Below are 25,527 nucleotides of genomic sequence, written 5' to 3'. Positions count from 1 at the left end.
CCGTTTATCTCGTGGCCCTGTGGGAGCGGGCTTGCTCGCGAAGAGGCCCGAACATCCAACCTCTCAGCCTACTGACAAACCGCTACGACCACTGCCCTGGAATGGCCTGACGCAATCAACAATAACAATGAGAGTGATCCGATGATGCAAGCGCAATTGTTGAGTCATCGCAGCAGAGTCTTCGACCATGCCGACCCCTACGCGGTATCAGACTACGTCAATCAGCACGTCGGCAATCATTGCCTCCAGATGCCTCGGGCCGGCCGACCGCTGGCCAGCCTCGATCATCGCAAATTCGCCAGTCTAGACCTGTGCCGCATCAGTTACGGCGCCAGCGTGCGGGTTATGTCCCATGCGCTGGACAGCATCTATCACTTGCAAGTGCTGCTGCGCGGCAACTGCCTGTGGCGTGGCCATGGTCAGGAACATTACTTCGCGCCTGGCGAGTTACTGCTGATCAACCCCGATGATCCGGTGGATCTGACCTATTCGAGTGATTGCGAAAAATTCATCCTGAAAGTCCCCACGCGGCTGCTGGAGTCAGTGTGCGAAGAGCAGCGCTGGCGGTATCCGGGGCAGGGCATACGGTTTCTGGAGAACCGTTATCAGCTTAATGAACTGGAAGGTTTTGTCGGTCTGCTGGCGATGATTTGCCAGGAAGCCGAGGCCACCGAGCAGATTCCCCGGGTGCAGGAGCACTATGCGCAAATCATTGTCAGCAAGATGCTTGGCCTGATGAAGACCAACGTCATCCGCACTGATCCCTGCTCACCCTCGGCCACGTTCGAGGCGCTGGTCGATTACATTGCGTGCAACCTCAAGCAGGACATCGACAGCGAAGAACTGGCACGCCAGGCGCGGATGAGCCTGCGTTCGCTGTATGGGTTGTTCGAACGCAACGCGGGGGACACGCCGAAAAACTACATCCGGCAGAAAAAGCTCGAACGCATCCACGCCAACCTGAGCGACCCGACCTGCAACGTGCGCAACGTCACGGAAGTGGCCATGGATTACGGCTTTCTGCACCTGGGCCGGTTCTCCGACAGCTACCGCAAACAGTTCGGCGAACTGCCATCGGATACCCTCAAACGCCGCCATTGACCTCGCAAACGCCACCCACCGTTTGATCGTTCCCACGCTCTGCATGGGAATGCAGCCCGGGACGCTCCGCGTCCCTTCCAGAGCCGAACGCAGAGCGTCCGTTGAGGCATTCCCACGCGGGAGCGTGGGAACGATCATCAACCACCGACCGCTTGTTGCACAAAACGGATACAGGTCTGCACCCGGTGGATAGTCCGCCCCATCCCCTCGTCCTAGCATGGCCCTGCCTGAATAAAAACAATGGAGGCGGCGGCCATGACCCTGCGACCTGAATACCTTCACTCCCTGCTTGAAGAAGACCCTGAGCAGGGCATCTATCGCTGCAAGCGCGAGATGTTCACCGATCCGCGGCTGTTCGACCTCGAGATGGAACACATCTTTGAAGGCAACTGGCTGTACCTCGCCCATGAAAGCCAGATCCCCAACAACAACGATTTCTACACCACCACCATGGGACGTCAGTCGGTCTTCATCGCGCGCAACAAAGACGGTGAACTGAACGCCTTTATCAACGCATGCAGCCACCGTGGAGCGATGCTCTGCCGACACAAGACCGGCAACAAGAGTTCGTACACCTGCCCATTCCACGGCTGGACCTTCAACAACTCCGGCAAGCTGCTCAAGGTCAAGGACCCGGCGGCGGCCGGCTACCCGGCGAGCTTCAACTGCGAAGGCTCCCACGACCTGACCAAAGTCGCGCGTTTCGAATCCTATCGCGGTTTCCTGTTCGGCAGCCTCAAGTCTGACGTGGTGCCATTGGTGGAGCACTTGGGTGAGTCGGCGAAGATCATCGACATGATCGTCGATCAGTCCGCCGATGGCCTGGAAGTGCTGCGCGGCTCATCCAGTTACATCTACGAAGGCAACTGGAAACTCACCGCCGAAAACGGTGCCGACGGCTATCACGTCAGCTCGGTGCACTGGAACTACGCGGCGACCCAGAACCAGCGCAAGCAGCGCGAAGCCGGCGATTGCAATCCGACCATGAGCGCCGGCACCTGGGCCAAGCAGGGCGGTGGTTTCTATTCCTTCGACAAGGGCCACATGCTGCTCTGGACCCGTTGGTCCAACCCCGAAGACCGTCCGCTGTACGAGCGTCGCGACGAGTTGGCCCGGGACTTCGGCCAGGCCCGCGCCAACTGGATGATCGAGAACTCGCGCAACCTGTGCCTGTACCCGAACGTGTACCTGATGGACCAGTTCAGCTCGCAGATTCGCATCGCCCGGCCGATCTCGGTCAACCGCACCGAAATCACCATTTACTGCATCGCCCCCAAAGGCGAAAGCGACCACGCCCGTTCGAGCCGGATTCGTCAGTACGAGGATTTTTTCAACGTCAGCGGCATGGCGACCCCGGACGATCTGGAAGAGTTTCGCTCCTGCCAGACGGGTTATCAGGGCAGCGTTACCGCCTGGAACGACATGTCCCGTGGCGCCGAACACTGGGTTGAAGGCGCCGATGACGCGGCCAAGGAAATCGACCTGCACCCGCTGCTCAGCGGCGTGCGCACCGAAGACGAAGGCCTGTTTGTGCTGCAACACAAGTATTGGCAGCAAACGATGCTCAAGGCGTTGGCCGCTGAACAGTCCGGACTGATTGCAGTGGAGGCTGTGCAATGACCATCACCTATGACGTCGTGCGCGATTTTCTCTATCGCGAAGCACGCTACCTCGACGACAAACAATGGGACGACTGGCTGGAGTTGTACGCGCCCGACGCAACATTCTGGATGCCGTCCTGGGACGACAACGACGAGCTGACTGAAGACCCGCAGCGGGAAATCTCGCTGATCTGGTACGGCAACCGCACCGGCCTGGAAGACCGCATCTTCCGCATCAAGACCGAGCGTTCCAGCGCCAGCGTGCCGGACACCCGCACCTCGCACAACCTCAGCAATATCGAGCTGATCGAACAGGCTGACGGGCTGTGCAAGGTGCGCTTCAACTGGCACACCCTGAGCTTTCGCTACAAGACCGTCGACAGCTATTTCGGCAGCAGTTTCTACACCCTCGATGTACGCGGTGAAAACCCGTTGATCAAGGCCAAAAAAGTGATCCTGAAGAACGACTACGTTCGCCAGGTCATTGATGTTTACCACCTCTGAGGCGGCCGTCATGACTCATTCCATTGCGTTCAATTTCGAAGACGGCGTCACCCGTTTCATCGACGCCAATGCTGGGGAAACCGTGGCCGATGCCGCGTATCGCCAGGGCATCAATATTCCACTGGACTGCCGCGACGGCGCCTGCGGAACCTGCAAATGCTTCGCCGAGGCCGGCCGCTATGACTTGGGCGAGGACTACATCGAAGACGCGCTCAGCGCCGGCGAAGCGCAACAGGGTTTTGTCCTGACCTGCCAGATGCGTGCGCAGAGCGATTGCGTGGTGCGGGTGCCGGTTTCGTCGGATGTCTGCCGCACCCGTCAGGCCAGCTACGACGCGACCATCAGCGCCGTGCGGCAGCTGTCCGACAGCACCATCGCACTGTCGATCAAGGGCGAAGCCCTGAGCAAACTGGCGTTCCTGCCGGGGCAGTATGTGAACCTCGGGGTTCCCGGCAGCGAGCAGACTCGCGCTTACTCGTTCAGTTCGTTGCAGCGTGACGGAGAAGTGAGTTTTCTGATTCGCAACGTACCCGGCGGCTTGATGAGCAGTTTCCTGACCGGCATGGCCAAGGCCGGCGACAGCATGAGCCTGGCCGGACCTTTGGGCAGCTTCTATCTGCGCGACATCCGCCGTCCATTGTTGTTGCTGGCCGGTGGCACCGGTCTGGCGCCGTTCACCGCGATGCTGGAAAGAATCGCCGAACAGGGCAGCGAGCATCCGCTGCATTTGATCTATGGCGTGACCAACGATTTCGACCTGGTGGAACTCGATCGACTCGAAACCTTCGCCGCGCGAATTCCGAACTTCAGCTTTAGCGCCTGCGTGGCCAATCCCGACAGTCGGCACCCGCTCAAGGGCTATGTGACCCAACACATCGAACCACGGCACTTGAACGATGGCGACGTCGACGTCTACCTGTGCGGCCCACCGCCAATGGTCGAAGCGGTCAGCCAGTTCATCCGCGAGCAAGGCATTGCGCCGGTGAACTTCTACTACGAGAAATTTGCCGCCAGCGCGGCCTGAAAATTTTCTGCAGCGATGCACGCCCGTAGGAGCTGCCGAAGGCTGCGATCTTTTGATCTTGTCTTTTAAAAACAAAGTCAAAAGATCGCAGCCTTCGGCAGCTCCTACAGGAAGTGGTCGTCGTCACGAGGTACACATGAACAGATTCCACGAAAAAGTCGCGTTGATCACCGGTGCCGCCCAAGGCATCGGCCGGCGTGTTGCTGAACGCATGGCCGCCGAAGGTGCGCGTCTGATTTTGGTCGACCGCTCCGACCTGGTGTTCGAACTCCAGAAGGAATTGGGGCAGGGCAGCCAGGTACTTGCCCTGACCGCCGACCTTGAGCAGTACAGCGAATGCAGCCGTGTGATGCGCACCGCTGTCGAACGTTTTGATCGCCTCGATGTGCTGGTCAATAACGTCGGCGGCACGATCTGGGCCAAGCCTTTCGAGCACTATGAAGAGGCGCAGATCGAAGCCGAAGTTCGCCGTTCGTTGTTCCCGACATTGTGGTGCTGCCATGCCGCGCTGCCGTTCATGCTCGAACAAGGTAGCGGCGCCATCGTCAACGTTTCGTCCATTGCGACCCGCAGCGTCAATCGCGTGCCGTACGGTGCGGCGAAGGGCGGGGTCAATGCGCTGACCGCTTGCCTGGCGTTCGAAACGGCCGGTCGTGGCGTGCGGGTCAACGCGACCGCTCCTGGTGGCACCGAGGCGCCGCCACGGCTGATCCCGCGCAACACCGCGCAGCAAAGCGCTCAGGAAAAACTCTGGTATCAGCAGATTGTCGACCAGACCCTCGACAGCAGTTTGATGAAGCGCTATGGCACGCTGGATGAGCAGGCAAGCGCTATCCTGTTTCTGTCCAGCGACGAAGCCTCCTACATCACTGGCATGATCATGCCGGTCGGTGGCGGCGATCTGGGCTGAGTGACTTGCAGTCGCGCGGTTAATACCTTCGATCTACAAGCGACGCTGAAACGCTTTGACGATTCTAAGCGTGGCGTCGCTTGTGTTCAGGTTCTGTACCGCGTCCAGCGGATACCAGATGCAGTCAAAGATTTCATTCTGTGGTCGAGCCTCTGCCAGGTTTACGACCAACGCCTCGTAGACATGATGCCGAGTGCTGGCCGTTTCCCACTCCATCAAGTACAGCAGGTCGTCGACCTCAAGCCCTGTTTCTTCGTAAAGCTCTCTTGTGGCCGCGCCCGCAGCAGTTTCGCCAGGCTCGACTTTTCCGCCCGGCAGGGTCCAGCGCCCCTTGGGTTTGCGCACCAGGAGAATATGCCGATCCTGCTCACAAATAACGGTTGCACGTACTTTCATGGGTTACCCGACTGCTGCCTGTCATAAAACAGTCATAAAAATGCAATATTCAGACCGGAATCCGCAGAAGTGTCTGCTTCAAGGGTTGGAGTCGACAGGTCGGCTGAAAGTGCAATGAAATGCCGGAATCCTGACGCGACGTCTGGTTGGCACTTCAGTGAAGGTCGGGTGTAAGGTATTTGAGTCGATCCAGGACTATCACTGCCGAAATGGAGGTGACTATGAGCGTTCCGATGCTGACTAAAATGCACATGAACGGCTACGACGTACTCAGCGTGAACAACGGCCCCTGGCGGGTGTGCACCAAAGGTGACCGGCTTGGAGCCTTTGGCAGCAGAGAGGAAGCACTGGCCTATGCGGCTTCGCTTCCCGCCTACAGAGCCCGGTCGGGCAAAGCGTCGCGTAGCCACAAATCAGAAAGCCAGAAATCAGATAAATAGTGCACTTGAAGCCCCGGTTCGCCGGGGCTTTATAGCAGGTCGGGAATCAGTAACCGCTGCCACCCATCCCGCCCGTCGAAGGGGAATAATATTCTCTGGCTTTTTGTTGGGCACGACTCCATTGCGCGCAGGTCATGAAACTTTTGTGGTCGACCTTGCCCTGGCTGTCGAAACTGACGTTATACGGCTGCTGATGGCCGGCCTGGGTCAGCTTGTAGTCAAAGCAGGTACCAGGTTCCACCGTGCGCTGCGTTATCGATAAAGGCTGGCCGCCAATCTGCTGGACTTGGTCCTTGCTCATGCCGGTCTCGACCTTGGCGACCAGCGGTTGGTCTCGATAAACGTGTGATTCCGTGCTACAGCCACCTGGCGCCGCCAGCACGGCGATCAGCGCGCATAGAGGCTTGTTCATGACAGCGCTCTCTAGTGAACTTTCGTTCGAGTGATGGATTTTGCTTTCACTTCTTCAGCATAGCCCGCCAGTCGCTCTTCATCGCCCTGGAATAACGCGCACAGCCTCAGCGTTGCCTCTGCGTCCACATCATTGCCGGCCTGGCGCAGCTGTTCTGCGATGCGCAAAAGCTCTACCGCCGACCACCTCAGGTCCGAGGCTACACCTTGCAGGTCGCGCCGAAGTTGCTGTTCATATTCGTTAAGCCACATGATGACCTCCTGCAATTCCCCGCTACGAAATAGTAATCCCATTTACCTGTCTGGAGCGTTATGTTCGTCTGATCGCAAGAGAGTCGAAATCATGCAACAACCTGTCTACCAACTGCTGGAAGTCGCCAACGGCAAGCCGATCAAACTCTGGACCGAGGGTGTTCCGGTTGAAAGCGAAGCCCGGCAGCAATTGATCAATACCGCGAAGATGCCGTTCATCTTCAAGCACCTGGCGGTGATGCCGGATGTGCATCTGGGCAAAGGGTCCACCATCGGCAGCGTGATCCCCACCGTGGGCGCGATCATTCCGGCGGCCGTGGGGGTGGACATCGGCTGCGGCATGATCGCCGCGCGCACTTCGCTGACCGCCGCCGATTTGCCGGACAACCTGCACGGCTTGCGCACTGCCATCGAAAAGGCCGTGCCCCATGGCCGCACGTTGAGCCGTGGCCGACGCGATGAAGGCGCCTGGAACCATGTTCCACAGCAGGCCGATCAAGCCTGGGCGGCGCTGAGCTCACGGTTCAAGGCGATCACCGACAAGTACCCGAAACTTGCCAGTACCAACAACCGCCATCACCTGGGCACCCTAGGTACCGGTAATCACTTCATCGAGGTCTGCCTGGACGAGGCCAACCGCGTCTGGTTCATGCTGCACAGCGGTTCTCGCGGCGTTGGCAATGCCATCGGGACCCTGTTCATTCAATTGGCCCAAGCGGACATGCGCCAGCACATCGCCAATCTGCCGGACCGCGATCTGGCCTATTTCAAGGAAGGCAGCCGGCATTTCGATGACTACGTCGAAGCGGTGGGCTGGGCTCAGGACTTCGCCCGGCAGAACCGCGCGTTGATGATGCAGGCGGTGATTCAGGCAGCGCGGCAAGTGATTCGCAAACCTTTCGAGGTCGCGCTGGAGGCAGTGAACTGCCACCACAATTACGTGCAGAAAGAGCGGCACTTCGGTGAAGACGTCCTGGTCACCCGCAAGGGCGCGGTGTCGGCGAAGAAGGGCGAGCTGGGGATCATTCCCGGCTCCATGGGGGCCAAAAGCTTCATCGTTCGGGGTCTCGGCAACGAGCAATCGTTCTGTTCCTGCAGCCACGGTGCCGGTCGGACCATGAGCCGCACCAAAGCCAAAAATACCTTCACTGTCGCAGACCAGATTCGCGCGACCGCTCATGTGGAGTGCCGCAAGGATGCGGCGGTCATCGATGAGATTCCGATGGCTTACAAGGACATCGACAAAGTCATGTACGCCCAGCGTGATCTGGTGGAAGTACTGCACACCTTGCGACAGGTGATCTGTGTGAAGGGATAGTGATGGAAGGTGCTTCCATTGGTCGGGAACATTAACGCGGGTGAGCAGCTCTGCTGTCGTATTGAGGTAATGATTCATTCGCTAGGGAGGCCATCTCAAATGACGACTACCGATGATTTCAGACACCACGCGCATGAGCTGATCGTTGACCTGGATGCGGCAACCACGGAAATGATGAAACTGATCTCGGCCCATCAACTGAGCGGCCCGGAATGGGAGCGGGTCACGAAATGGCAGCATGAAGCGTACGAGCGATGGATGACGTACCTGAATGCGAGGTCGTATCCCGATTCGGGCTCGGGAGCCGAGCCGGGGCAGGGCGAAGCCCCTTTGTAGAGACATCACCGGCTGTCCGCTGGATGTATGCATAAGTACAGGCTACATTTCCCGTTTTTCAGGATAAGGAAGCGTTTATGCGCATGTTGATAGCGGGAATAGCGGTGGCTGTGTTGGCGGGCTGTTCATTACCCGCATCCGTGGTGCCGGGCGAACCCAATATCAGCAAATACAGCGAGAAGGCGCCCAAGGAATATGCCGCGTGTGTATTGCCGTTATGGCGTCAGGAGATTGCGGGATCGACGCAATCGGCGATTTCCAATGGCTACCGGATCACCGCGCCGAGCATCATCACGGCTGACGAAATTCTGGTTATCGTGAAATCGAAGGATGGCAGCCAGGTGTCGCTTTACCAAGGGCCACCGTGGGCGAAGTCAGGGGCGCTGCGCCAAGCTGTCCGGGATTGTTTGTAACGCTCGCTTCATTTCGTGCTCCGTTTATGGAGGACGCCTGTGCCGTATGTCGGAGCCATATGTCGGAATCCAGGAACGGTCATTCCTGAAATAACTTCCAAGAGCAAACAGTCCCTGGGAGTGTTGGGAGTGGCGCAGTCAGTGGATGACTTGAAAATAGTGTGGATATTTAATGAGTTAGGATATTTAGTAACTGGATAGTGAGTCAGAATATCTTGTTACAAGTCACGCGATTAGGTAATATTGCCCCGCGTTCACCACCACGGTTTATGCATTTTTAAAGCCCAGGCGTCCATCAGCTGCCTGGGCTTTTTTTTTGTCTGGAATTTGGTGATTGCTTATGAGCACGCTGCCGACAGAGTGCCAGCAGCGTGGGGTGGACGAAAACTTGATGTCTGTTACTTGGCCGGATCAGCCTTGCGCCGATCACTGCCAGCAGGGTTTCCGGTGTTTACAAGCCTTCTTTCTACCAGGACATTCTGCAGAGCCTGGCGTGCGGAAGGGTCTAGCTGGTGTTCTCTTTCCTTCAGTTCGAGCAGGATGGGGGTGGACCAACCACGATAGGTTTGCTCGGAAATACGAGTAGATGTCATCTATCTCTCCTTTGGTGAGTCGCCCGAAAACACAGTGGGCGAAGTCCTGTACGGTAAAAATCCTAGTTGAGGAAACGATTTGTCGCCAGCGATTGGCATTGCAATGAGATTGCCGATCATCCTTCGCGACGTGGGTAGCCCACGATTCGTGGCGTAAACTAAAGAGGCTACCTCATCAAAAGGAGCCGCATATGATCGCCGACCAAATGAACAGACAGGAGTCGGAGCAAAGCGCTGTTTGGGATCAATACTTCTGTGCCGCGTTGATTGCCGAAAGCAATCTGACGGCACCGGTGGTTGGAGAAGCCACCCACGAAGACAGGCAGAATCTGTTAATCCAAAGGGCCAAAGCACTCGCCGATAAGATGCTGGAAAACAGAAGATAACCGGAGCCCAGCCATTGCGCTGGGCTCTTCACTTTTTGAGGTTCTTATCTTTCTTCCAAGTGAACGCTCCTTGGTCGCGGATCGTCTACAGTTGGTAGTTCATGGATACGGAGATCGAACATGAAGTGCCTAATCTGTCAGGCTGCCTCTAACACTGTTCACGCGGCTGGAGACTGGTCAGAAGTCAAATGCTCGGCCGGTTGTGGACGCTACAAGGTCTCGGCGAACCTTGTGGCGAAAATGAAACTCAAGAACGAGTTCTTTGACATCGAACGCACAAGACGATGGCTTGAGATGGCGCGCAATGACGATCCGGTGCCGTTGATATCCACCTATGACTACTTCGTTTCCTTGTTGCATCGCGACACCGAGGAAAGGTCGGTCTTCGCGCCGAGTCGTTCCAGGCAGCCGTTGGTTGCGGATTAGAATCCGTCTGTCCTGGCTGAAACACCATCCCCCTGTAGGAGCTGCCGAAGGCTGCGATCTTTTGATCTTCAGCAGCTCCTGAAAGATCAAGATCAAAAGATCGCAGCCTTCGGCAGCTCCTGCAGGGGCTCACACAGGTATTGCTCGATCTATCGACAAAAAAACAAGCAACCTCCATGGATAGCCCCTGTCGATATCAACATGTCCCCGCTATTCGTCATCACACCCTACCCAGGTTGTCAGCATTTATGGCGGGCTGAAAGCGGCTAACTGAATGATCAGGAGGTGGCTATGAACTGTCCGCTGTGTGGAAACACTAATGCGCTGGAAGATCTTTCGTTCGGGGGCGGCTTGCGTATTTATTGTGAGCCGTGTGGTGGTTTCTATCGGATTTCAACAACCCTGAATGCCTTGGCCGACGGAAAAACCTATGACACCGAGCGCACTCGAGCTCGACTGAAAAAGAAGCGAGAAACCGACAAACTGGAAGACCAGGAGCCGGCGCTAGGCGCAGAGGACAAGGATCTGCTCGTCGAGCCAAACTGATGTGTCGCGCAATAAGCATGCGCCCCAGCGAACGGCGCACTGGGTGTGGGAAGGTTATCTCTGCGAGACGGTTGTGGTGGATGTGTGCACAAGGACTCGCCTGACCCTGAAACCGGGTTTCGAACGGGATTCCAGGCCAGGCGAGCGTGCCAGATCCATGCGAGTTTTAATCCTGATGAACGCTTAGCGGCCCGGTTAATGATGAGCCTGTGCCACTCCGCGCAAAACCGTCGCAGCGGCGGATTGAGATCGAGTGCTGGCAATGTTTCCCAGCGACACAACGCCAACCAGACGCTTGTCTCGGTTGAGCACGGGCAGGCGACGCAGTTGCACGTCCGCCATGTTCTTTGCCACATGCTCTATGTCTTCATCCTCAAAGCAATAGCGGATGCCGCCAGTCATTACTTTACTGATAGGGGTTTTGCCGGGGAGTCCTTCGGCTACAGCTCTGATGGCTATATCCCGGTCCGTGATCATGCCAATCAGACGCTCTTGCTCCTCAACCATGATGGCGCCGCTATCGATCCTGGCCATCATGTTTGCGGCCTCCTGGATCGTCTGGCTTGGCTTGGCTGTTAAAACATCTTTCGTCATGACTTCCGAAATCTTCATGAAAAGACTCCTTTAAAGTGATGCTTCAGTGATTAAGGGCTGCCAATTTTTCGACTTGGAGGGGAAGTGCGGGTTCAGATTGTTTTATCCCCATTCGTCATGGTGACGGATTGATTGGGGCGGGTCATGGTGCTCAGGCCCTAGATAGGCTCTATCAGTTCTGAGCCCTGGTTCTTCACATTGCCCACGGCCATGTCCACTTTGAACCATTCGAAGACGTCGCAAGGTTCGCGTTGCTGCAGGAGCATCTGCTCGGCGCGCTCCTTGGGCGTGTAGGGGTCAATCCATTCCCGGGCCAGTTCGGGACTGAGCGTCACAGGCCGACGGTCGTGAAGATCCACCATGCCACCTTCACTGTCCGCGGTGATGATCACGAAGCCGTCATGCTCGTCCGGCTCCTTTTCGTACCTTGGATACTGACCAATGGCGGCGCACAGGATCGGCGCGTGATCCTTGCGACGGATCAGGTAAGGCTGTTTCTTCGGACCGCCCTCGTAAACCCATTCAAACCAGTTGTCGATGGCAATAATTGCCCGGTGCGGCCATATCTCCTTGAAGAATGGGTCGTGGGCGACTTTCTCAACCCGGGCGTTGATCGGTGTTGCGTGATCCCTGGCCCAGTGCGGTCGCCAGCCCCAACGAACCCTGTCGGCGTGCAGCATGCCGCTTTCCTCGTGGAACAAGGCGAGCTGAGTCGACGGCGCGGCGTTGTAGAGTTCGAGCGGCTGATCGCCAGCATTGTTGACCAAGGCGTTGGGCATACTCAACGCCGCCACGAACTCGTGAACACCTCGATACTGCGAAAGTCGTCCGCACATGGCTGAGCCCTCATGCTTAATCCTGAGCTTAGACAATAGTTTCAGGGTGGGGCGTACCCCGAGCAGCCGAAGTCGGATGGGGGTCAATGAACCGCTGAGGACCTGGGAACCGGGACGTGATCAAATCTGGAAATCTCTTTGATCCAGAAACGACGATATTTAGTCTGGTCTGGCGCCAGCGGTTTGTGATTTGACCAGGGATGCTCAGTTTTCAAGCTGGCGCGGTACACCTCCCACTCCTTCTCCTCGGCCACTTCCTTGGCCCTTTTCTCATCATCGAACCAGCCAAGTACATAAACTTCGCCCTGATCCATTCCATGCTCGATCAGCAGATAGATATCTTTCATAAGCTTGAACCCATTACTACACGTTCTAAAATCCCCTAATGCCGGGGCATTGTTTTGACTATCGGCAGGTACTTTCGATTATTGAGTATTGTCGATGAATGGCACGAAGTCGAACTTGTGTTCGATAGCCTGGCTGATCGCGCCGCACAGGATCGGTGTGGCGCGGCCCCTGGCGGCGCGGATTCGCGGGTTTCTTGATTGATGTCAATCGCCTGAGTCGAGCTGCTCTGTATTCTCCGGAGAAACCGACAGCTGAACTGAGGGCGAACATTCATGCTCTATCCGCTGTTTCTAACCTTTCATCTGTTTGCCGCTTTGATCTTTATCGGCACGGTGTTCTTCGAAGTCCTTTTTTTGGAAAGCATCCGCAAACAGTTGCCCGCCAAAGTGATGTTGCTGGTCGAGGAGGGTATTGGCCGCCGAGCCCGCACCCTGATGCCGTGGGTGCTACTGGTATTGTTCGGCGCGGGGCTGGGCATGGTCTGGCTGCGCTATTTGCCCGTCCTTGCAACACCAATGGCCTCATCGTTCAGCACCTTGTTGCTGTTGAAAATCATGGTCGCCGTGAGCGTGCTGCTGCATTTCCTGGCCGCCATCTTGCTGTTCAAAAGCGGCCGAATGAACGCTCGATACCTGCATTTCATCCATGGCAGTGTGTTCTGCCATATGGTCGTCATTGTGCTGCTGGCCAAGGGGATGTTTTACCTGACGTGGTGAGCGGCCTTGCCCCAAGGTCTGTCCTGCAAGCACTTGGCTTGCGCTTGATACAAGTCAAGGAGCATTGATCGCCAATCCCGGACACTGTTGATCCGCAGCCAGTCTCGGAGACCTGTCATGCTCGATTTTTCTCACGCCCCCGGCGATCTGATCGCTCGGTGCGATCAGGGCGTACTCGACCCCAACTGCCATGCCGACACACAAAAGTTTCATGACGGCATCGGCTCTCTGGATTTGCTTCGCGCCTTGCGCGTCAGCCGGCAGAAACGCCGCCCGATCGCCCTGAACGTGCAGCTGCCTTCCAGCCTCAAGCCATCCTTTTGTTCCCCGCGCGATGTCGCCTGCGAGCACGGCGAAATCGAACAGTACCTTCAACGCCTGGAACAGGAGATCGACCTCGTCGGTTGTCATCTGGGAGCGGAGCAACGGGTCGAACAATTTCACCTGAGCGGCGGAACACCCACCATCGCTCATCTCGAGCGCCTGATGAATCACCTGCGTGATCGATTCAACTTTCTCGAGCATGAGTGCGGCGACTACAGCGTCGATGTCGACCTTCACCATACCGATTGGTCGACCATGGGTGCGTTGCGCAACCAGGGATTCAATCATGTCAGCATTGGCGTTCCGGATATCGACACCGACTGTGACATGTCGGTGGCCTGCTACCAGAACCCGGCCCCCATTCATTCATTGATCGATGCCGCCCGCACCTTTGGTTATCGATCGATCAATGTCGATCTGGGTTTTGGTCATGCCTGGCAAACGCCAGAAAGCTTCGCGTTGAAGCTGGCGGCGATCATTGAACTGGAGCCGGACAGGCTGATGGTGTTCGACTATGCCCGGCCACCACGCCGTTATCGGCCGATGCTCGGCGACCAGGTCAGAGAACTGTGCAGCCAGGACGATAAAGGCGCGATGCGCCAGATCGCCTTCGAACAGTTGATCGCCGTGGGCTATCACTACATCGGTATGGGGCAGTTTGTGCGGCCCGACGATGATCTGGCGATCGCTCAGGAGCGCGGCCGATTACGTCGCACGTGTGACGGTTTTACCCGTCACGGCTATTGCGACCATATCGGCTTCGGTTTGGGGGCTATCAGTCAGATCGACGATTTGTATACGCAAAACACCGACGCCATCGAGCGTTATCAGCAACAGCTGGACCGGGGCCAATTGCCGACGTCTCGTGGCTGGCGTTTCGAGGCGGGGGATCAGATACGGCACATGGTCATGGAGCGACTGGCGTGTGATCAAGAGCTGGATATCCGCGCCATCGAGCGGCGCTATGGCCTGATTTTCTCCAAGTACTTTGCATCTGTCTGGCCATTGCTGGAGCAATTGAGTCGCGACGGGTTGATTGAATTGTCGGACCGTTTCATCAGCATTCTTCCCGCCGGCCGGCCGGAAGTGGATGCCATCTGCAACCTGTTTGAAAAGGATTCGGGCAGTGCAAGGCATTAACCCACCTGCGAGTTGATTGATCATGAAACCTGCATTCGATTTCGATCGAGCCCTGGTCGAAAAGTATGACCGTCCCGGGCCGCGCTATACCTCTTATCCCACGGCGCCGCAGTTTCATCAGGCGTTTGCCGTTGACGACTATCAGCGTGCCGCCTCCGACAGCAATCTGGCGGCGGTGCCCAAGCCATTGTCGGTGTATATCCACATTCCGTTCTGCAAGAGCCTTTGCTACTACTGCGCCTGCAACAAAATCATTACCCAGAAAACCCATCGGGCCGTCGAATACCTGACGTACCTCAAGCGTGAAATCGTGATGCAGGCCGTCTTGTTCGACAGCACGCGCAAACTCACGCAGCTGCACTTGGGCGGGGGCACGCCGACGTATTTGACCAGTGAACAGCTGGCGGGCCTGATGGACTGCTTGCACCAGGCGTTCGACATGGACGACAGCGATGACCATGAGTTTTCCATCGAGGTCGATCCACGCACCATCAACACCGAGCAGATCCAGTCGCTGCGCCAACTGGGGTTCAATCGTCTGAGCTTCGGCGTGCAGGACTTCGATCCCGACGTACAAGCCGCGGTCAATCGCCAGCAAAGTGAAGAACAGATCTACGCGCTGGTCGCGGCGGCGCGCGAGGCGCAATTCAAGTCGATCAGCGTCGATCTGATTTACGGCCTGCCACTGCAAACGGTGAACAGTTTCGACGTCACCCTCGGCAAGATCATCGCCCTGCGTCCGGACCGGATTGCCGCCTACAGCTACGCCCATTTACCCGAGCTGGTGCGCGCGCAACGGCTGATTCGCCCGGCGGACATGCCGCCACCGGAGCGCAAGCTGGAGTTGCTGGAGTTGACCATCCGCCGCCTGACCGAAGCCGGTTATGTCTATATCGGCATGGATCACTTCGCCTTGCCGGAAGACGAACTGGCGCTGGCCCGCACCCATGGCACCCTGCAACGCAATTTTCAGGGCTACTCGACCCATGCCGACTGCGACTTGATCGGCCTGGGAGTGTCTTCGATCGGCAAGGTCGGCGACAGCTACAGCCAGAGCGTCAAGGAGCTTTCGCAGTACTACGCCCGTATCGATCAAGGTTTGTTGCCGGTGCATCGTGGTTATCGCTTGAGCGCCGATGACTTGCTGCGCCGCGAAGTGATCAGCGACCTGATGTGCCACGGCAGGATCGATTTCGCCAAGTTCGAAGCGGGTCATGGGATTTGCTTCACCGAGTATTTTGCCGATGCGCTGGCGCAACTGGACGAGCAGGTGCGTGACGGACTGTTGCAGATTCACAGCGACGAGTTGGTGCTGTTGCCGCAAGGGCATTTGATGATGCGCAGTGCCGCGATGGCATTTGACGCCTATCTGGGAGGGGAGCAAAAAGGCCGGTTTTCCCGCACCGTTTGAGGCTTCGGGCGCTCTGGTGCGAGGAATTTTATCGAGTTGATTTCAATCAAGGGCGGGGCACACAGCGCTCCCTAACATTGCCGCAAGCCCCTTTGAAATCAGCGAGCTCATGACAATCCATCAGCCTTCGACACATGGCAACCTGCGCATCTGGAGCGTCGGGCTGGTGGTGATGGTCTTGCTGATGATCGCAGCGTTCGCGACGGTGCAGGCCAAGTCATACGGCGACATCGAGCAGCAGCGCATCGAGAAGGTCTTCCCGCAAACCGATTCGGTGTCCGCAGCCGAAGGCAAGTTCAAGGTGCGCACGCTGTCCGCCGCTGGCAAGGTCATCGGTTATGTGTTCCAGAGCCTGGATGTGGTGGACATTCCGGCCTACTCGGGCAAACCCATCAACACCCAGGTGATTCTCGACACCGCTGGCGTGATTCAGGACGCCTATGTGCTGGAGCACCACGAACCGATTCTGCTGATCGGCATTCCCGAAGAAAAACTCCACGGTTTCAGCGCCCGATACAAAGGGATCAAGGTCAGTCAGCGGGTAGTCGTCGGCCATTCCAGCGACCCGAGCGCGGTCACCGTGGATGCCATCGCCGGCGCAACGGTCACCGCCATGGTGGTCAATGAGGTCATCATGCGTGCCGCCCATGAGGTGGCCGTATCGTTGAAGCTGATTGAGGACAGGGGCGGGGAGGTGAACAAGCCCGCCATCGTGCGCCAGGATTTTTTCGAGCCTGCCACTTGGGAGCAACTGACCGGTAACGGCGCCATTCGCCGGTTGAACCTGACCCGTGGGCAGGTCGATGCCGCCTTCAAGAGCACCGAAGCCGAAGGCGTCGACAACGCTGGCCCGGATCAAGTCGATGACACCTTTATCGAGCTGTACACCGCCGACTTGAACCCACCGACCATTGGCCGCGCGTTGCTGGGCGACAATCAATATCGCTTCCTCATGCAGGAACTCAAACCCGGCGAGCAGGCCATCGTGGTGCTGGGGCGTGGGCTGTTTTCCTATAAAGGCTCGGGTTATGTGCGCGGCGGGATTTTCGATCGGGTGCAATTGCGCCAGTTCGGCAACGTCATCAGCTTTCGCGACATGGACCATCAGCGGCTCTCCGACGTATTTGCCAAGGGCATGCCCGAGTTCACTGAAATGTCGATTTTCATTGTCCGCAAACCGGCGGGGTTCGACCCGGGATCGCCCTGGTCCCTGGAGCTCCTGGTGCGGCGTCAGACGGGACCGGTCAGCGGCACCTTCAGCAGCTTCGAACTGCCTTATCAACTGCCCGAGCCCTACCTTGAACGACCCGCGCCCAGTGCCGAAGAACAGGCGGCCATCGACGAAGCCAGCCGGCCGATGTGGTTGAACATCTGGTACCAGAAACACTTCCAGATCGCCGTCCTCGCGAGTGCGTTGTTGCTGCTGACGGCCATTCTGTTCCTGCAAGACAAACTCACCCGCCGGCCACGCTTTCTGCACTGGCTGCGTCGTGGCTACTTGCTTTTTACCGTGGTCTTTCTGGGCTGGTATGCCTTGGGGCAATTGTCGGTGGTTAATGTCCTGACCTTTGTTCATGCGCTGTTCGAGCACTTTCGCTGGGAGCTGTTTCTCACCGATCCGCTGATCTTCATGCTCTGGGTCTTCACCGCCGCGAGCATTTTGCTGTGGGGCCGTGGCGTGTTCTGCGGCTGGCTGTGCCCGTTTGGCGCCTTGCAAGAGTTGATCAACGAAGCGGCGCGCACGTTGAAAATTCCCCAGTACGAATTGCCCTTTGCGGTGCATGAGCGGCTGTGGGCGATCAAATACATCATCTTGCTGCTGCTTTTCGGCATTTCCCTGGAATCGATGTCCACCGCCGAGCTGTTCGCCGAGGTGGAACCCTTCAAAACCGCCATCACCCTCAAGTTCGACCGCCAGTGGTGGTTCGTGCTCTACGCGGTGGCGCTGCTGGTGATCAACATTTTCACGCGCAAAGTCTATTGCCGCTACATCTGCCCTTTGGGCGCGGCGCTGGCGATCCCGACCAAATTGCGCCTGTTCGACTGGCTCAAGCGCCGCAAGGAATGCGGCAGCCCCTGCCAGTTGTGCGCCAAGGAATGCGAGATCCAGGCGATTCATCCTGATGGCCGGATCAATGCCAACGAGTGCCACTACTGCCTCGATTGCCAAATGACCTACCACAACGAAGACAAATGCCCGCCGCTGATCAACAAGCGCAAGAAGCGCGGCAAACCGGCGCCCGTGGCGGTGCAACTGATACCTGTCGTGGAAGTGCCGGCTGCTGAATGAAGCTTGCGAGCGCATGTGCGCAGTGACCGTTTTATCCCTTCAAGGAGTACGCAACATGACTGACACAGAATCCACAAAACCGGTGCAGGAAGAAGAACAGACCGGACTCAGTCGGCGCGGTTTTCTGGGCAGCAGCGCCGTCACCGGTGCGGTGCTGGCGGGTGCCACGACGTTGGGCGGCGCAGTGTTCAGCCGCGAGTCGTGGGCGGCCGCGGTCAAGGATGCGCAGGCGAAAATCCATGTCGGCCCCGGTGAGCTGGACGAATACTACGGTTTCTGGAGTGGTGGTCATCAGGGCGAAGTGCGGGTGCTGGGTGTGCCGTCGATGCGTGAGTTGATGCGTATTCCGGTGTTCAACGTCGACTCGGCCACCGGTTGGGGCCTGACCAACGAAAGCAAGCGGATCCTGGGCGACAGTGCGAAGTTCCAGAATGGCGATTGCCATCACCCGCATATCTCCATGACCGATGGTAAGTACGACGGCAAGTACCTGTTCATCAACGACAAGGCCAACTCCCGGGTCGCGCGCATCCGCCTGGACATCATGAAGTGCGACAAGATCCTCACCGTGCCGAACGTGCAGGCCATTCACGGCCTGCGTCTGCAAAAAGTGCCTTACACCCAGTACGTGTTCGCCAATGCCGAATTCGTCATCCCGCACCCCAATGACGGCAGCACCTTCGACCTGCAAGACAAGAACAGCTTCACCATGTTCAACGCCATCGATGCCGAGAAAATGGAGATGGCTTTCCAGGTGATTGTCGACGGCAACCTGGACAACTCCGACGCCGATTACACCGGCAAGTACGCCGCGTCCACCTGCTACAACTCGGAGAAGGCTTACGACCTTGGCGGCATGATGCGCAACGAGCGCGACTGGGTCGTGGTGTTCAACATCCCGCGCATCGAGGCTGCGATCAAGGCCGGCAAATTCATCACCCTGGAAGACTCGAAAGTGCCGGTGGTCGACGGTCGTAAAACCGATGGCAAGGACTCCGAATTCACTCGCTACATCCCGGTGCCGAAGAACCCCCACGGCCTCAACACCTCATCCGATGGCAAGTACTTCATTGCCAATGGCAAGCTGTCGCCAACGGTATCGATGATTGCCATCGACCGGCTGGACGACCTGTTCGCCGATAAATTCAAGGACCCGCGCGAGGTTATCGTCGCCGAGCCGGAACTGGGCCTGGGCCCGTTGCACACCACCTTCGACGGTCGCGGCAACGCCTACACCACGTTGTTCATCGACAGCCAGGTGGTGAAGTGGAACATGGAGGAAGCGATTCGTGCCTACAAGGGCGAGAAGGTCAATTACATCAAGCAGAAGCTCGACGTGCAGTACCAGCCTGGCCACAACCACGCCTCGCTGACCGAAACCAGTGAAGCGGATGGCAAGTGGCTGGTGGTGTTGTGCAAATTCTCCAAGGACCGCTTCCTGCCGACCGGGCCGCTGCACCCGGAGAACGACCAATTGATCGATATTTCCGGCGACGAGATGAAGCTGGTGCATGACGGCCCTGCGTTTGCCGAACCTCACGATTGCATCCTGGCGCGCCGGGACCAGATCAAGACCCAAAAGATCTGGAGCCGCAATGACCCGTTTTTCGCCGCCACCGTGGAGCTGGCCAAGAAAGACGGGATCAACCTGGAGACTGACAACAAGGTCATCCGCGACGGCAATCATGTACGGGTCTACATGACCTCCATGGCGCCGGCCTATGGTCTGACCGAGTTCACCGTCAAGCAGGGCAACGAGGTCACTGTGATCATCACCAACATCGACCAGATTGAAGACGTGACCCACGGTTTCGTCATGACCAATCATGGCGCCAGCATGGAGATCAGCCCGCAGCAAACTTCGTCCATCACCTTTACCGCCGACAAGGCCGGCCTGCATTGGTACTACTGCAGCTGGTTCTGCCATGCGCTGCACATGGAAATGGTCGGCCGCATGAAGGTCGAGCGGGCCTGACGGTTGGCATTCGACGGGAGCGGGCCGATGACCGATATCAAGCGCAATCCGATCAAGGTGATCGCGTTTGCGCTCTTGCTGATGTCCGGCAGTGCGCTGGCGGTGCAACCGATCACCACGTTGCCGTTGCGGGTTGACGCTGAACAACGCTGGCACTTGCCGGCGGGCGAGTACCGTGGCTCGTTCAGCGTCGATCAACCGATGCAGATTGTCTGCGAGGCGGGCGCGGTATTTCAGGGCGAGGGGCAGGGCAACGGTTTGATCATCAGTGCGCCGGATGTCGGCATCGAGGGCTGCACCTTTGTGAACTGGGGCCACGACCTCACGGCCATGAATGCAGCGGTGTTTATCCAGCCCAAAGCCCATGGCGCGGTGATTAAAGGCAATCGCCTGAAGGGTAAGGGCTTCGGTATCTGGGTCGACGGGACTCAGGATGTGAGCCTGATCGACAACCACATTCAGGGGGATACGGCGCTGCGTTCTCAGGATCGTGGCAACGGTATTCATCTGTATGCGGTGCATGGCGCCCGGGTCATTGGCAATCAGGTGCGCGACACCCGCGATGGCATCTACATCGATACCTCCAACGGCAACCTGCTGCAGGACAATACCCTGGAAGACCTGCGTTACGGCGTGCATTACATGTTCGCCAACGACAACCGGCTGATCGGCAACACCACCCGCCGCACCCGCACCGGCTACGCCTTGATGCAAAGCCGCAAGCTCACGGTGATCGGCAACCGCTCCGAACAGGATCAGAACTACGGCATCCTGATGAACTACATCACCTATTCAACCTTGCGCGACAACTTCGTCACGGACGTGCGCGACGGCTCAACCGGCGACAGCATGATCAGTGGCGCCGAAGGCAAGGCGCTATTCATCTACAACTCGCTGTTCAACAGCATCGAACACAACCACTTCGAGCACAGCGCCGTGGGCATTCACCTCACCGCCGGCTCCGAAGACAACCGCATCGGCGACAACGCGTTTGTCGGCAACCAACGGCAGGTCAAATACGTCGCCACCCGCTTGCAGGAGTGGTCGGCGGATGGCCGGGGCAATTACTGGAGCGATTACCTGGGCTGGGATCGCAACAACGATGGCCTGGGCGATATCGCCTACGAACCCAACGACAACGTCGACCGCCTGCTGTGGCTGTACCCGCAGGTGCGGCTGTTGATGAACAGCCCCGGGATTGAATTGCTGCGCTGGGTGCAACGGGCCTTTCCGGTGATGAAATCGCCCGGCGTCCTGGACAGCCATCCACTGATGAATCCCACCACACGACCCCTGACCCAGGAGCCCACCGCATGAACGTCATCGACATGGAAGGCGTCAGCCAGCGCTATGGGTACACCACCGTGTTGCATCAGTTGAACCTGAGCCTGGGCGAAGGTGAAGTGCTCGGCTTGTTCGGGCACAACGGCGCGGGCAAGACCACCAGCATGAAACTGGTGCTCGGTCTGCTTCAGGCCAGTGAAGGGCAGGTCAGGGTGTTCGGCCGCTTGCCCAGTGATCCGCAGGTTCGGCGTCTGCTGGGCTATTTGCCGGAGAACGTGACCTTCTATCCGCAGATGAGCGGCCTGGAGACCTTGCGGCATTTCGCCCGACTCAAAGGCGCAGCGCCCGCGCAGGTGGACGTGCTGCTGGAGGAAGTCGGCCTGGCGGGCGCGGCTCATCGACGGGTCAAGACCTACTCCAAAGGCATGCGCCAACGCCTGGGACTGGCGCAAGCCTTGCTCGGCGAACCGCGTTTATTGCTGCTCGACGAGCCGACCGTCGGCCTCGATCCCATCGCCACACAAGACCTCTATCGGTTACTCGACCGGCTGCGCAGACAGGGCACCAGCATCATTCTCTGTTCCCACGTATTGCCGGGCGTCGAGGCGCATATCAACCGTGCCGCGATTCTGACCCAAGGGCGCCTGCTTGCCCTCGGCAGTCTGCGCAGTTTGCGCGAGGAAGCCGGGTTGCCGACGCTGATTCGCGCCAACGGGCTCAAGCACGCCGGGCCTTTGCAGCAATCCTGGAACAACGCCGGGCACATCACCCAGCGCTGGGGCGTGGAGGGCCTTGAAGTGGCTGCGCTCAATGGCAACAAATTGGACCTGCTGCGCGAACTGCTTAATGAACACGAGCCTGCTGATGTGGAAATCGACCCACCGTCCCTGGAAGACATTTACCGCTATTACATGGGCCGGGCCGGTGCGACCCCCAGTGGAGAGACCGTATGAACCCGATCTGGAACATGGCCCGCAAGGAATTCAATGACGGCTTGCGCAACCGCTGGTTGTTGGCGATCAGTCTGTTGTTCGCGGTGTTGGCGACCGGCATCGCCTGGTTGGGGGCGGCGGCTTCCGGGCAATTGGGCTTCACCTCGGTGCCCGCCACCATCGCTAGCCTCGCCAGCCTGGCGACATTCCTCATGCCGTTGATTGCTTTGCTGCTGGCCTATGACGCCATCGTCGGCGAAGACGAAAGCGGCACGTTGCTGCTGTTGCTGACCTACCCGCTGGGACGCGGGCACATCCTGCTCGGCAAGTTCGTCGGTCACGGATTGATCCTGGCGCTGGCAACCCTCATCGGTTTCGGCTGCGCGATGCTCGCGATTGCGGTGCTGGTTGAGGACGTCGAACTGAACCTGCTGCTCTGGGCTTTTGGACGATTCATGCTGTCGTCGACGTTACTGGGCTGGGGCTTTCTAGGGCTGGCCTATGTGCTGAGCAGTGTGTCTGCCGAGAAATCCACCGCCGCCGGGCTGGCGCTGGGGGTGTGGTTCTTTTTCGTGCTGGTGTTCGACCTGGCGCTGCTGGCACTGCTGGTGCTCAGCGAAGGGCAGTTCAACCCGAAGGTGCTGCCCTGGTTACTGCTGCTCAACCCCGCCGACATCTATCGCCTGATCAATCTCTCCGGTTTCGAGCCCGGCGCCGGCAGTGCTGGCGTGCTGACCCTGGGCAGCGATTTGCCTGTGCCGGGCTCGATGCTCTGGTTGTGCCTGTTGCTGTGGGTGGCGGTGCCTTTGGGCTTGGCCTGGCTGCTGTTCCGTCGACGGGCGACATGAATTCACACCTTGGTTTTTGGAGCATCTGACGATGAGTAATCTGTATTCGACGACGGCACGCGCCGTGGCGGGCCTGATGGTCTGTCTGCTGCTGGCGGCCTGTGACAAACCGGTGCAAGCCACCTACAGCGACGCCGCCACTGCCTTTCATCCCAGTGATGAATGCCATGTTTGCGGCATGATCATCGACGGCTTCCCCGGGCCCAAGGGCGAAGTGGTCGAGCGCAGCGGCATCAAGAAATTCTGCTCCACGGCGGAGATGATCGGTTGGTGGCTGCAACCGGAAAATCATCATGGCGAGGCCCGGTTGTATGTCCACGACATGGGCCGCAGTCCGTGGAACGCACCCAATGATTCGCATCTGATCGATGCCAAGGATGCGTTTTACGTGGTCGGCACCCAACTCAAAGGCGCCATGGGTGTGGTATTGGCGTCTTTCTCCAGCCAGCAGGCTGCGGAAAAACTGGCCGCCGAGCAGGGCGGTCGTGTGCTGCGGTTCAGCGAGATCGATCAGGCGGTGCTTCAGCAGCAGACAGCGATGTCGCACTCGACTCATTGATCGGCGAGCCATCGAGAAAAGTGATCGCCGTCAAGTCAGTATTTCTGCGTCTGTTCAAAGATAGGGGCTCACAACGTCCCCAGTGCTTGGCATTAACGATGCCCAGGAGAACATGATGCAAACCGAGTTTCAGGATCGTCTGGCGGTGATCACCGGCGCCAGCTCCGGGATTGGCCTGGCGTTGTGCGCCGCGCTGTTGCCGCGCGGGGTCAAGGTGCTGGCGATGTCACGCACCGTCGGTGAATTGCCAGCCTTGCAGCAGATCTACGGCGAACGGTTGCAATGGTGTGCCGGGGATGTCACCTGCCAGGACGACCTTTACGAGTTGGCCCGGCGGGCTGCAGCGTTGGGGCCGGTGGATTATCTGGTGCCCAACGCGGGCATTGCCGAAATGGCCGACAGCCTGGACATGCCGGCCTTCCAGCGCCAATGGGCGGTCAATGGTGCCGGGGCGTTGAACACTCTGGCGGCGTTGCGCGGTGAGTTGGCGAACCCGGCTTCGGTGGTGTTTGTCGGTAGTTTTCTGACCGGTTCGAGCTTTCCCGGTCTGGCTGCCTGCATTGCCAGCAAGGCCGCGCTGGCGGCTCAGGCACGCACATTGGCGGTGGAGTTTGCGCGTTATGACGTGCGCATCAACCTTGTTTCTCCGGGGCCGACCGCGACCTCGATGTGGGACAACCTGGGGTTGAGCGATGGGGAACTCGATAACGTCGCTGATACCCTTGGCAAGCGTCTGCTGCCGGGGCATTTTCTCGATGCGTCGGCGGTGGCCAATGTGATTATCTTTCAACTGTCCCAAGGCGCCCGGGGTGTTTATGGGCAGGATTGGAAGGTTGATAATGGGTACAGCTTGGGGTGATGGGTTAACTCACAGTTTTGCGGATGTTCCCGGACCCTTGTGGGAGCTGGCTTGCCTGCGAAAGCGGCGTGTCGGGTGACATAGGTTTTGATGGTGTACATATCCGTTGCTGCGGTAACGACTACTATGGGTTCCGCCCTTACGGCGGGTCACTTTGGAAAGCGCAAAGTAACCAAACGCTTTCGCCCCTGACGTACGGTGGCTCGCCTAGGCTCGCCATACCCTCACTCCGGTCCTGCTCCGTGGGCCCGCCGCCATCGGCCATCCATGGCCGGGGGCGGCTACCGCGGCATCCTTGCCGCGGTGCCCACTGCGCAGAACCTGCGTTCGGCCTTCCGACGGGGCAGGTCAAGGTCAAAATCAAAAGCCAAAGCAAAGCAAAGCAAAGCAAAGCAAAGCAACAGGAGCCGTTCCCACTCTGATCGTTCCCACGCTCCGCGTGGGAATGCCGCCGGGGACGCTCCGCGTTCCGCTCGCGACGCAAGGCTTGAGTCCTGCGCAATGGTGACGCAGAGCGTCACGGGATGCATTCCCACGCGGAGCGTGGGAACGATCATCACAGGGGAATGCGTACGCTTGAAGTGATAGGCCGGCCGGTAGGCCGCCTCGCGGTGCTTTTGCGGTATTCGCCCCCTCGAGAGGCCGAGTGGAGGTTCTGCGCAGTGGGCAACCCGGCATGGATGCCGGGTTAGCCGCCCCCGGCCATGGATGGCCGATGGCGGCGGGCCCACGGAGCAGGACCGGAGCGAGGGCA

Annotated in this window: 29 protein-coding genes; 22 read left to right on the top strand and 7 right to left on the bottom strand. The window is 58.3% G+C overall.

All coding sequences use genetic code 11. From position 1 onward, the window contains the following. Positions 1-141 precede the first annotated feature (141 nt). The 5 genes from TU81_RS24740 to TU81_RS24720 all read left to right on the top strand — a co-directional run bounded on the left by TU81_RS24740 (position 142) and on the right by TU81_RS24720 (position 5,140). Positions 142-1,101: an AraC family transcriptional regulator gene (locus tag TU81_RS24740; RefSeq protein WP_048396990.1), complete on the top strand. Its 960-nt coding sequence runs from the start codon at positions 142-144 to the stop codon at positions 1,099-1,101. 255 nt (positions 1,102-1,356) lie between these two features. Next, positions 1,357-2,721 carry a benzoate 1,2-dioxygenase large subunit gene (benA, locus tag TU81_RS24735; RefSeq protein WP_038982790.1) on the top strand — a complete coding sequence of 455 codons (1,365 nt, stop codon included), beginning with the start codon at positions 1,357-1,359 and terminating at the stop codon, positions 2,719-2,721. Then, positions 2,718-3,206 carry a benzoate 1,2-dioxygenase small subunit gene (gene benB, locus TU81_RS24730; protein ID WP_048396988.1) on the top strand — a complete coding sequence of 163 codons (489 nt, stop codon included), beginning with the start codon at positions 2,718-2,720 and terminating at the stop codon, positions 3,204-3,206. Before benA ends, benB begins: the two co-directional genes overlap by 4 nt. Positions 3,207-3,216: 10 nt before the next feature. After that, positions 3,217-4,230: a benzoate 1,2-dioxygenase electron transfer component BenC gene (gene benC / locus TU81_RS24725; RefSeq protein WP_048396986.1), complete on the top strand. Its 1,014-nt coding sequence runs from the start codon at positions 3,217-3,219 to the stop codon at positions 4,228-4,230. 136 nt (positions 4,231-4,366) lie between these two features. After that, the gene (locus TU81_RS24720) at positions 4,367-5,140 is read left to right on the top strand and encodes a 1,6-dihydroxycyclohexa-2,4-diene-1-carboxylate dehydrogenase (RefSeq protein ID WP_048396984.1); all 774 of its coding nucleotides are present in this window, start codon (positions 4,367-4,369) and stop codon (positions 5,138-5,140) included. A 33-nt stretch (positions 5,141-5,173) separates the two neighbouring features. Here the strand turns inward: TU81_RS24720 and TU81_RS24715 are convergent, their stop codons facing one another. After that, positions 5,174-5,536 (bottom strand): NUDIX hydrolase, encoded by a 363-nt coding sequence (locus TU81_RS24715; RefSeq protein ID WP_048396982.1) that lies wholly within the window; start codon positions 5,534-5,536, stop codon positions 5,174-5,176. 221 nt (positions 5,537-5,757) lie between these two features. On the opposite strand from TU81_RS24715, the gene TU81_RS24710 reads away from it, so the two are divergent. Then, entirely contained in the window at positions 5,758-5,976 is a 219-nt protein-coding gene (locus TU81_RS24710; protein WP_038982785.1) for a hypothetical protein, read from the top strand. A 46-nt stretch (positions 5,977-6,022) separates the two neighbouring features. On the opposite strand, the gene osmE is transcribed toward TU81_RS24710, so the two are convergent. Together osmE and TU81_RS24700 are read right to left on the bottom strand one after the other, a co-directional pair. Continuing rightward, positions 6,023-6,388, bottom strand: coding sequence for an osmotically-inducible lipoprotein OsmE (osmE, locus tag TU81_RS24705; RefSeq protein WP_038982784.1), 366 nt, complete (start codon positions 6,386-6,388; stop codon positions 6,023-6,025). An 11-nt stretch (positions 6,389-6,399) separates the two neighbouring features. Continuing rightward, positions 6,400-6,639: a hypothetical protein gene (locus TU81_RS24700; protein ID WP_007895573.1), complete on the bottom strand. Its 240-nt coding sequence runs from the start codon at positions 6,637-6,639 to the stop codon at positions 6,400-6,402. 91 nt (positions 6,640-6,730) lie between these two features. Between TU81_RS24700 and TU81_RS24695 the strand changes: the two genes are divergently transcribed. The 3 genes from TU81_RS24695 to TU81_RS24685 all read left to right on the top strand — a co-directional run bounded on the left by TU81_RS24695 (position 6,731) and on the right by TU81_RS24685 (position 8,706). Beyond that, entirely contained in the window at positions 6,731-7,957 is a 1,227-nt protein-coding gene (locus tag TU81_RS24695) for an RtcB family protein (RefSeq protein ID WP_048396981.1), read from the top strand. Between the two features lie 99 nt (positions 7,958-8,056). Beyond that, on the top strand, positions 8,057-8,293 hold the full coding sequence (locus TU81_RS24690) for a hypothetical protein (protein ID WP_038982782.1): 237 nt from the start codon (positions 8,057-8,059) through the stop codon (positions 8,291-8,293). 77 nt (positions 8,294-8,370) lie between these two features. Next, a complete protein-coding gene (locus TU81_RS24685) occupies positions 8,371-8,706 on the top strand; it encodes a hypothetical protein (RefSeq protein ID WP_048396980.1) in 336 nt (111 codons plus the stop codon). Between the two features lie 398 nt (positions 8,707-9,104). Here the strand turns inward: TU81_RS24685 and TU81_RS24680 are convergent, their stop codons facing one another. Continuing rightward, on the bottom strand, positions 9,105-9,299 hold the full coding sequence (locus TU81_RS24680; protein ID WP_038982778.1) for a hypothetical protein: 195 nt from the start codon (positions 9,297-9,299) through the stop codon (positions 9,105-9,107). 191 nt (positions 9,300-9,490) lie between these two features. Between TU81_RS24680 and TU81_RS24675 the strand changes: the two genes are divergently transcribed. The 3 genes from TU81_RS24675 (at position 9,491) to TU81_RS24665 (ending at position 10,657) form a co-directional block, all read left to right on the top strand. Further along, on the top strand, positions 9,491-9,685 hold the full coding sequence (locus TU81_RS24675; RefSeq protein ID WP_030130625.1) for a hypothetical protein: 195 nt from the start codon (positions 9,491-9,493) through the stop codon (positions 9,683-9,685). A gap of 120 nt (positions 9,686-9,805) precedes the next feature. Further along, on the top strand, positions 9,806-10,111 hold the full coding sequence (locus TU81_RS24670) for a hypothetical protein (protein ID WP_038982774.1): 306 nt from the start codon (positions 9,806-9,808) through the stop codon (positions 10,109-10,111). Between the two features lie 291 nt (positions 10,112-10,402). Then, positions 10,403-10,657, top strand: coding sequence for a hypothetical protein (locus tag TU81_RS24665; RefSeq protein ID WP_048396974.1), 255 nt, complete (start codon positions 10,403-10,405; stop codon positions 10,655-10,657). A gap of 195 nt (positions 10,658-10,852) precedes the next feature. On the opposite strand, the gene TU81_RS24660 is transcribed toward TU81_RS24665, so the two are convergent. From TU81_RS24660 to TU81_RS24650, 3 genes are all read right to left on the bottom strand, one after another. Beyond that, positions 10,853-11,269, bottom strand: a complete 417-nt coding sequence (locus TU81_RS24660) for a CBS domain-containing protein (protein ID WP_038982771.1) — start codon at positions 11,267-11,269, stop codon at positions 10,853-10,855. Positions 11,270-11,409: 140 nt separating this feature from the next. Next, a complete protein-coding gene (locus tag TU81_RS24655) occupies positions 11,410-12,087 on the bottom strand; it encodes an SOS response-associated peptidase family protein (RefSeq protein ID WP_038982770.1) in 678 nt (225 codons plus the stop codon). An 83-nt stretch (positions 12,088-12,170) separates the two neighbouring features. Next, entirely contained in the window at positions 12,171-12,434 is a 264-nt protein-coding gene (locus TU81_RS24650) for a hypothetical protein (protein ID WP_048396972.1), read from the bottom strand. 273 nt (positions 12,435-12,707) lie between these two features. Between TU81_RS24650 and TU81_RS24645 the strand changes: the two genes are divergently transcribed. The 10 genes from TU81_RS24645 (at position 12,708) to TU81_RS24600 (ending at position 24,773) form a co-directional block, all read left to right on the top strand. Next, the gene (locus tag TU81_RS24645; RefSeq protein WP_048396970.1) at positions 12,708-13,151 is read left to right on the top strand and encodes a CopD family copper resistance protein; all 444 of its coding nucleotides are present in this window, start codon (positions 12,708-12,710) and stop codon (positions 13,149-13,151) included. Between the two features lie 117 nt (positions 13,152-13,268). Beyond that, complete coding sequence (locus TU81_RS24640) at positions 13,269-14,615, top strand: oxygen-independent coproporphyrinogen III oxidase (protein WP_048396968.1); 1,347 nt, start codon at positions 13,269-13,271, stop codon at positions 14,613-14,615. A 22-nt stretch (positions 14,616-14,637) separates the two neighbouring features. Next, positions 14,638-16,026 carry an oxygen-independent coproporphyrinogen III oxidase gene (gene hemN / locus TU81_RS24635; RefSeq protein WP_048396967.1) on the top strand — a complete coding sequence of 463 codons (1,389 nt, stop codon included), beginning with the start codon at positions 14,638-14,640 and terminating at the stop codon, positions 16,024-16,026. Positions 16,027-16,135: 109 nt separating this feature from the next. After that, a complete protein-coding gene (gene nosR / locus TU81_RS24630) occupies positions 16,136-18,316 on the top strand; it encodes a transcriptional regulator NosR (RefSeq protein ID WP_048396966.1) in 2,181 nt (726 codons plus the stop codon). 55 nt (positions 18,317-18,371) lie between these two features. Next, on the top strand, positions 18,372-20,291 hold the full coding sequence (gene nosZ, locus TU81_RS24625; RefSeq protein ID WP_038982764.1) for a TAT-dependent nitrous-oxide reductase: 1,920 nt from the start codon (positions 18,372-18,374) through the stop codon (positions 20,289-20,291). Between the two features lie 27 nt (positions 20,292-20,318). After that, positions 20,319-21,608 carry a nitrous oxide reductase family maturation protein NosD gene (locus TU81_RS24620; RefSeq protein ID WP_048396965.1) on the top strand — a complete coding sequence of 430 codons (1,290 nt, stop codon included), beginning with the start codon at positions 20,319-20,321 and terminating at the stop codon, positions 21,606-21,608. Then, the gene (locus TU81_RS24615; protein ID WP_048396963.1) at positions 21,605-22,528 is read left to right on the top strand and encodes an ABC transporter ATP-binding protein; all 924 of its coding nucleotides are present in this window, start codon (positions 21,605-21,607) and stop codon (positions 22,526-22,528) included. Before TU81_RS24620 ends, TU81_RS24615 begins: the two co-directional genes overlap by 4 nt. Beyond that, positions 22,525-23,355 carry an ABC transporter permease gene (locus tag TU81_RS24610; RefSeq protein WP_030130697.1) on the top strand — a complete coding sequence of 277 codons (831 nt, stop codon included), beginning with the start codon at positions 22,525-22,527 and terminating at the stop codon, positions 23,353-23,355. Before TU81_RS24615 ends, TU81_RS24610 begins: the two co-directional genes overlap by 4 nt. A gap of 31 nt (positions 23,356-23,386) precedes the next feature. Then, positions 23,387-23,914, top strand: coding sequence for a nitrous oxide reductase accessory protein NosL (locus tag TU81_RS24605; RefSeq protein ID WP_048396961.1), 528 nt, complete (start codon positions 23,387-23,389; stop codon positions 23,912-23,914). 115 nt (positions 23,915-24,029) lie between these two features. Beyond that, the gene (locus tag TU81_RS24600; RefSeq protein WP_048396959.1) at positions 24,030-24,773 is read left to right on the top strand and encodes an SDR family oxidoreductase; all 744 of its coding nucleotides are present in this window, start codon (positions 24,030-24,032) and stop codon (positions 24,771-24,773) included. Positions 24,774-25,527: the final 754 nt, after the last annotated feature.

The sequence above is a fragment of the Pseudomonas lini genome (assembly GCF_001042905.1).
GTDB classification, from domain to species: Bacteria; Pseudomonadota; Gammaproteobacteria; order Pseudomonadales; family Pseudomonadaceae; genus Aquipseudomonas; species Aquipseudomonas lini.
This window is presented reverse-complemented; position numbering and strand designations above follow the sequence as displayed.

Excerpts from the sequence above, each read along its gene's own strand:
- TU81_RS24740 (WP_048396990.1), top strand. The coding sequence starts at position 142 with ATGATGCAAGCGCAATTGTTGAGTCATCGCAGCAGAGTCTTCGACCAT.
- benA (WP_038982790.1), top strand. The coding sequence starts at position 1,357 with ATGACCCTGCGACCTGAATACCTTCACTCCCTGCTTGAAGAAGACCCT.
- benB (WP_048396988.1), top strand. The coding sequence starts at position 2,718 with ATGACCATCACCTATGACGTCGTGCGCGATTTTCTCTATCGCGAAGCA.
- benC (WP_048396986.1), top strand. The coding sequence starts at position 3,217 with ATGACTCATTCCATTGCGTTCAATTTCGAAGACGGCGTCACCCGTTTC.
- TU81_RS24720 (WP_048396984.1), top strand. The coding sequence starts at position 4,367 with ATGAACAGATTCCACGAAAAAGTCGCGTTGATCACCGGTGCCGCCCAA.
- TU81_RS24715 (WP_048396982.1), bottom strand. The coding sequence starts at position 5,536 with ATGAAAGTACGTGCAACCGTTATTTGTGAGCAGGATCGGCATATTCTC.
- TU81_RS24710 (WP_038982785.1), top strand. The coding sequence starts at position 5,758 with ATGAGCGTTCCGATGCTGACTAAAATGCACATGAACGGCTACGACGTA.
- osmE (WP_038982784.1), bottom strand. The coding sequence starts at position 6,388 with ATGAACAAGCCTCTATGCGCGCTGATCGCCGTGCTGGCGGCGCCAGGT.
- TU81_RS24700 (WP_007895573.1), bottom strand. The coding sequence starts at position 6,639 with ATGTGGCTTAACGAATATGAACAGCAACTTCGGCGCGACCTGCAAGGT.
- TU81_RS24695 (WP_048396981.1), top strand. The coding sequence starts at position 6,731 with ATGCAACAACCTGTCTACCAACTGCTGGAAGTCGCCAACGGCAAGCCG.
- TU81_RS24690 (WP_038982782.1), top strand. The coding sequence starts at position 8,057 with ATGACGACTACCGATGATTTCAGACACCACGCGCATGAGCTGATCGTT.
- TU81_RS24685 (WP_048396980.1), top strand. The coding sequence starts at position 8,371 with ATGCGCATGTTGATAGCGGGAATAGCGGTGGCTGTGTTGGCGGGCTGT.
- TU81_RS24680 (WP_038982778.1), bottom strand. The coding sequence starts at position 9,299 with ATGACATCTACTCGTATTTCCGAGCAAACCTATCGTGGTTGGTCCACC.
- TU81_RS24675 (WP_030130625.1), top strand. The coding sequence starts at position 9,491 with ATGATCGCCGACCAAATGAACAGACAGGAGTCGGAGCAAAGCGCTGTT.
- TU81_RS24670 (WP_038982774.1), top strand. The coding sequence starts at position 9,806 with ATGAAGTGCCTAATCTGTCAGGCTGCCTCTAACACTGTTCACGCGGCT.
- TU81_RS24665 (WP_048396974.1), top strand. The coding sequence starts at position 10,403 with ATGAACTGTCCGCTGTGTGGAAACACTAATGCGCTGGAAGATCTTTCG.
- TU81_RS24660 (WP_038982771.1), bottom strand. The coding sequence starts at position 11,269 with ATGAAGATTTCGGAAGTCATGACGAAAGATGTTTTAACAGCCAAGCCA.
- TU81_RS24655 (WP_038982770.1), bottom strand. The coding sequence starts at position 12,087 with ATGTGCGGACGACTTTCGCAGTATCGAGGTGTTCACGAGTTCGTGGCG.
- TU81_RS24650 (WP_048396972.1), bottom strand. The coding sequence starts at position 12,434 with ATGAAAGATATCTATCTGCTGATCGAGCATGGAATGGATCAGGGCGAA.
- TU81_RS24645 (WP_048396970.1), top strand. The coding sequence starts at position 12,708 with ATGCTCTATCCGCTGTTTCTAACCTTTCATCTGTTTGCCGCTTTGATC.
- TU81_RS24640 (WP_048396968.1), top strand. The coding sequence starts at position 13,269 with ATGCTCGATTTTTCTCACGCCCCCGGCGATCTGATCGCTCGGTGCGAT.
- hemN (WP_048396967.1), top strand. The coding sequence starts at position 14,638 with ATGAAACCTGCATTCGATTTCGATCGAGCCCTGGTCGAAAAGTATGAC.
- nosR (WP_048396966.1), top strand. The coding sequence starts at position 16,136 with ATGACAATCCATCAGCCTTCGACACATGGCAACCTGCGCATCTGGAGC.
- nosZ (WP_038982764.1), top strand. The coding sequence starts at position 18,372 with ATGACTGACACAGAATCCACAAAACCGGTGCAGGAAGAAGAACAGACC.
- TU81_RS24620 (WP_048396965.1), top strand. The coding sequence starts at position 20,319 with ATGACCGATATCAAGCGCAATCCGATCAAGGTGATCGCGTTTGCGCTC.
- TU81_RS24615 (WP_048396963.1), top strand. The coding sequence starts at position 21,605 with ATGAACGTCATCGACATGGAAGGCGTCAGCCAGCGCTATGGGTACACC.
- TU81_RS24610 (WP_030130697.1), top strand. The coding sequence starts at position 22,525 with ATGAACCCGATCTGGAACATGGCCCGCAAGGAATTCAATGACGGCTTG.
- TU81_RS24605 (WP_048396961.1), top strand. The coding sequence starts at position 23,387 with ATGAGTAATCTGTATTCGACGACGGCACGCGCCGTGGCGGGCCTGATG.
- TU81_RS24600 (WP_048396959.1), top strand. The coding sequence starts at position 24,030 with ATGCAAACCGAGTTTCAGGATCGTCTGGCGGTGATCACCGGCGCCAGC.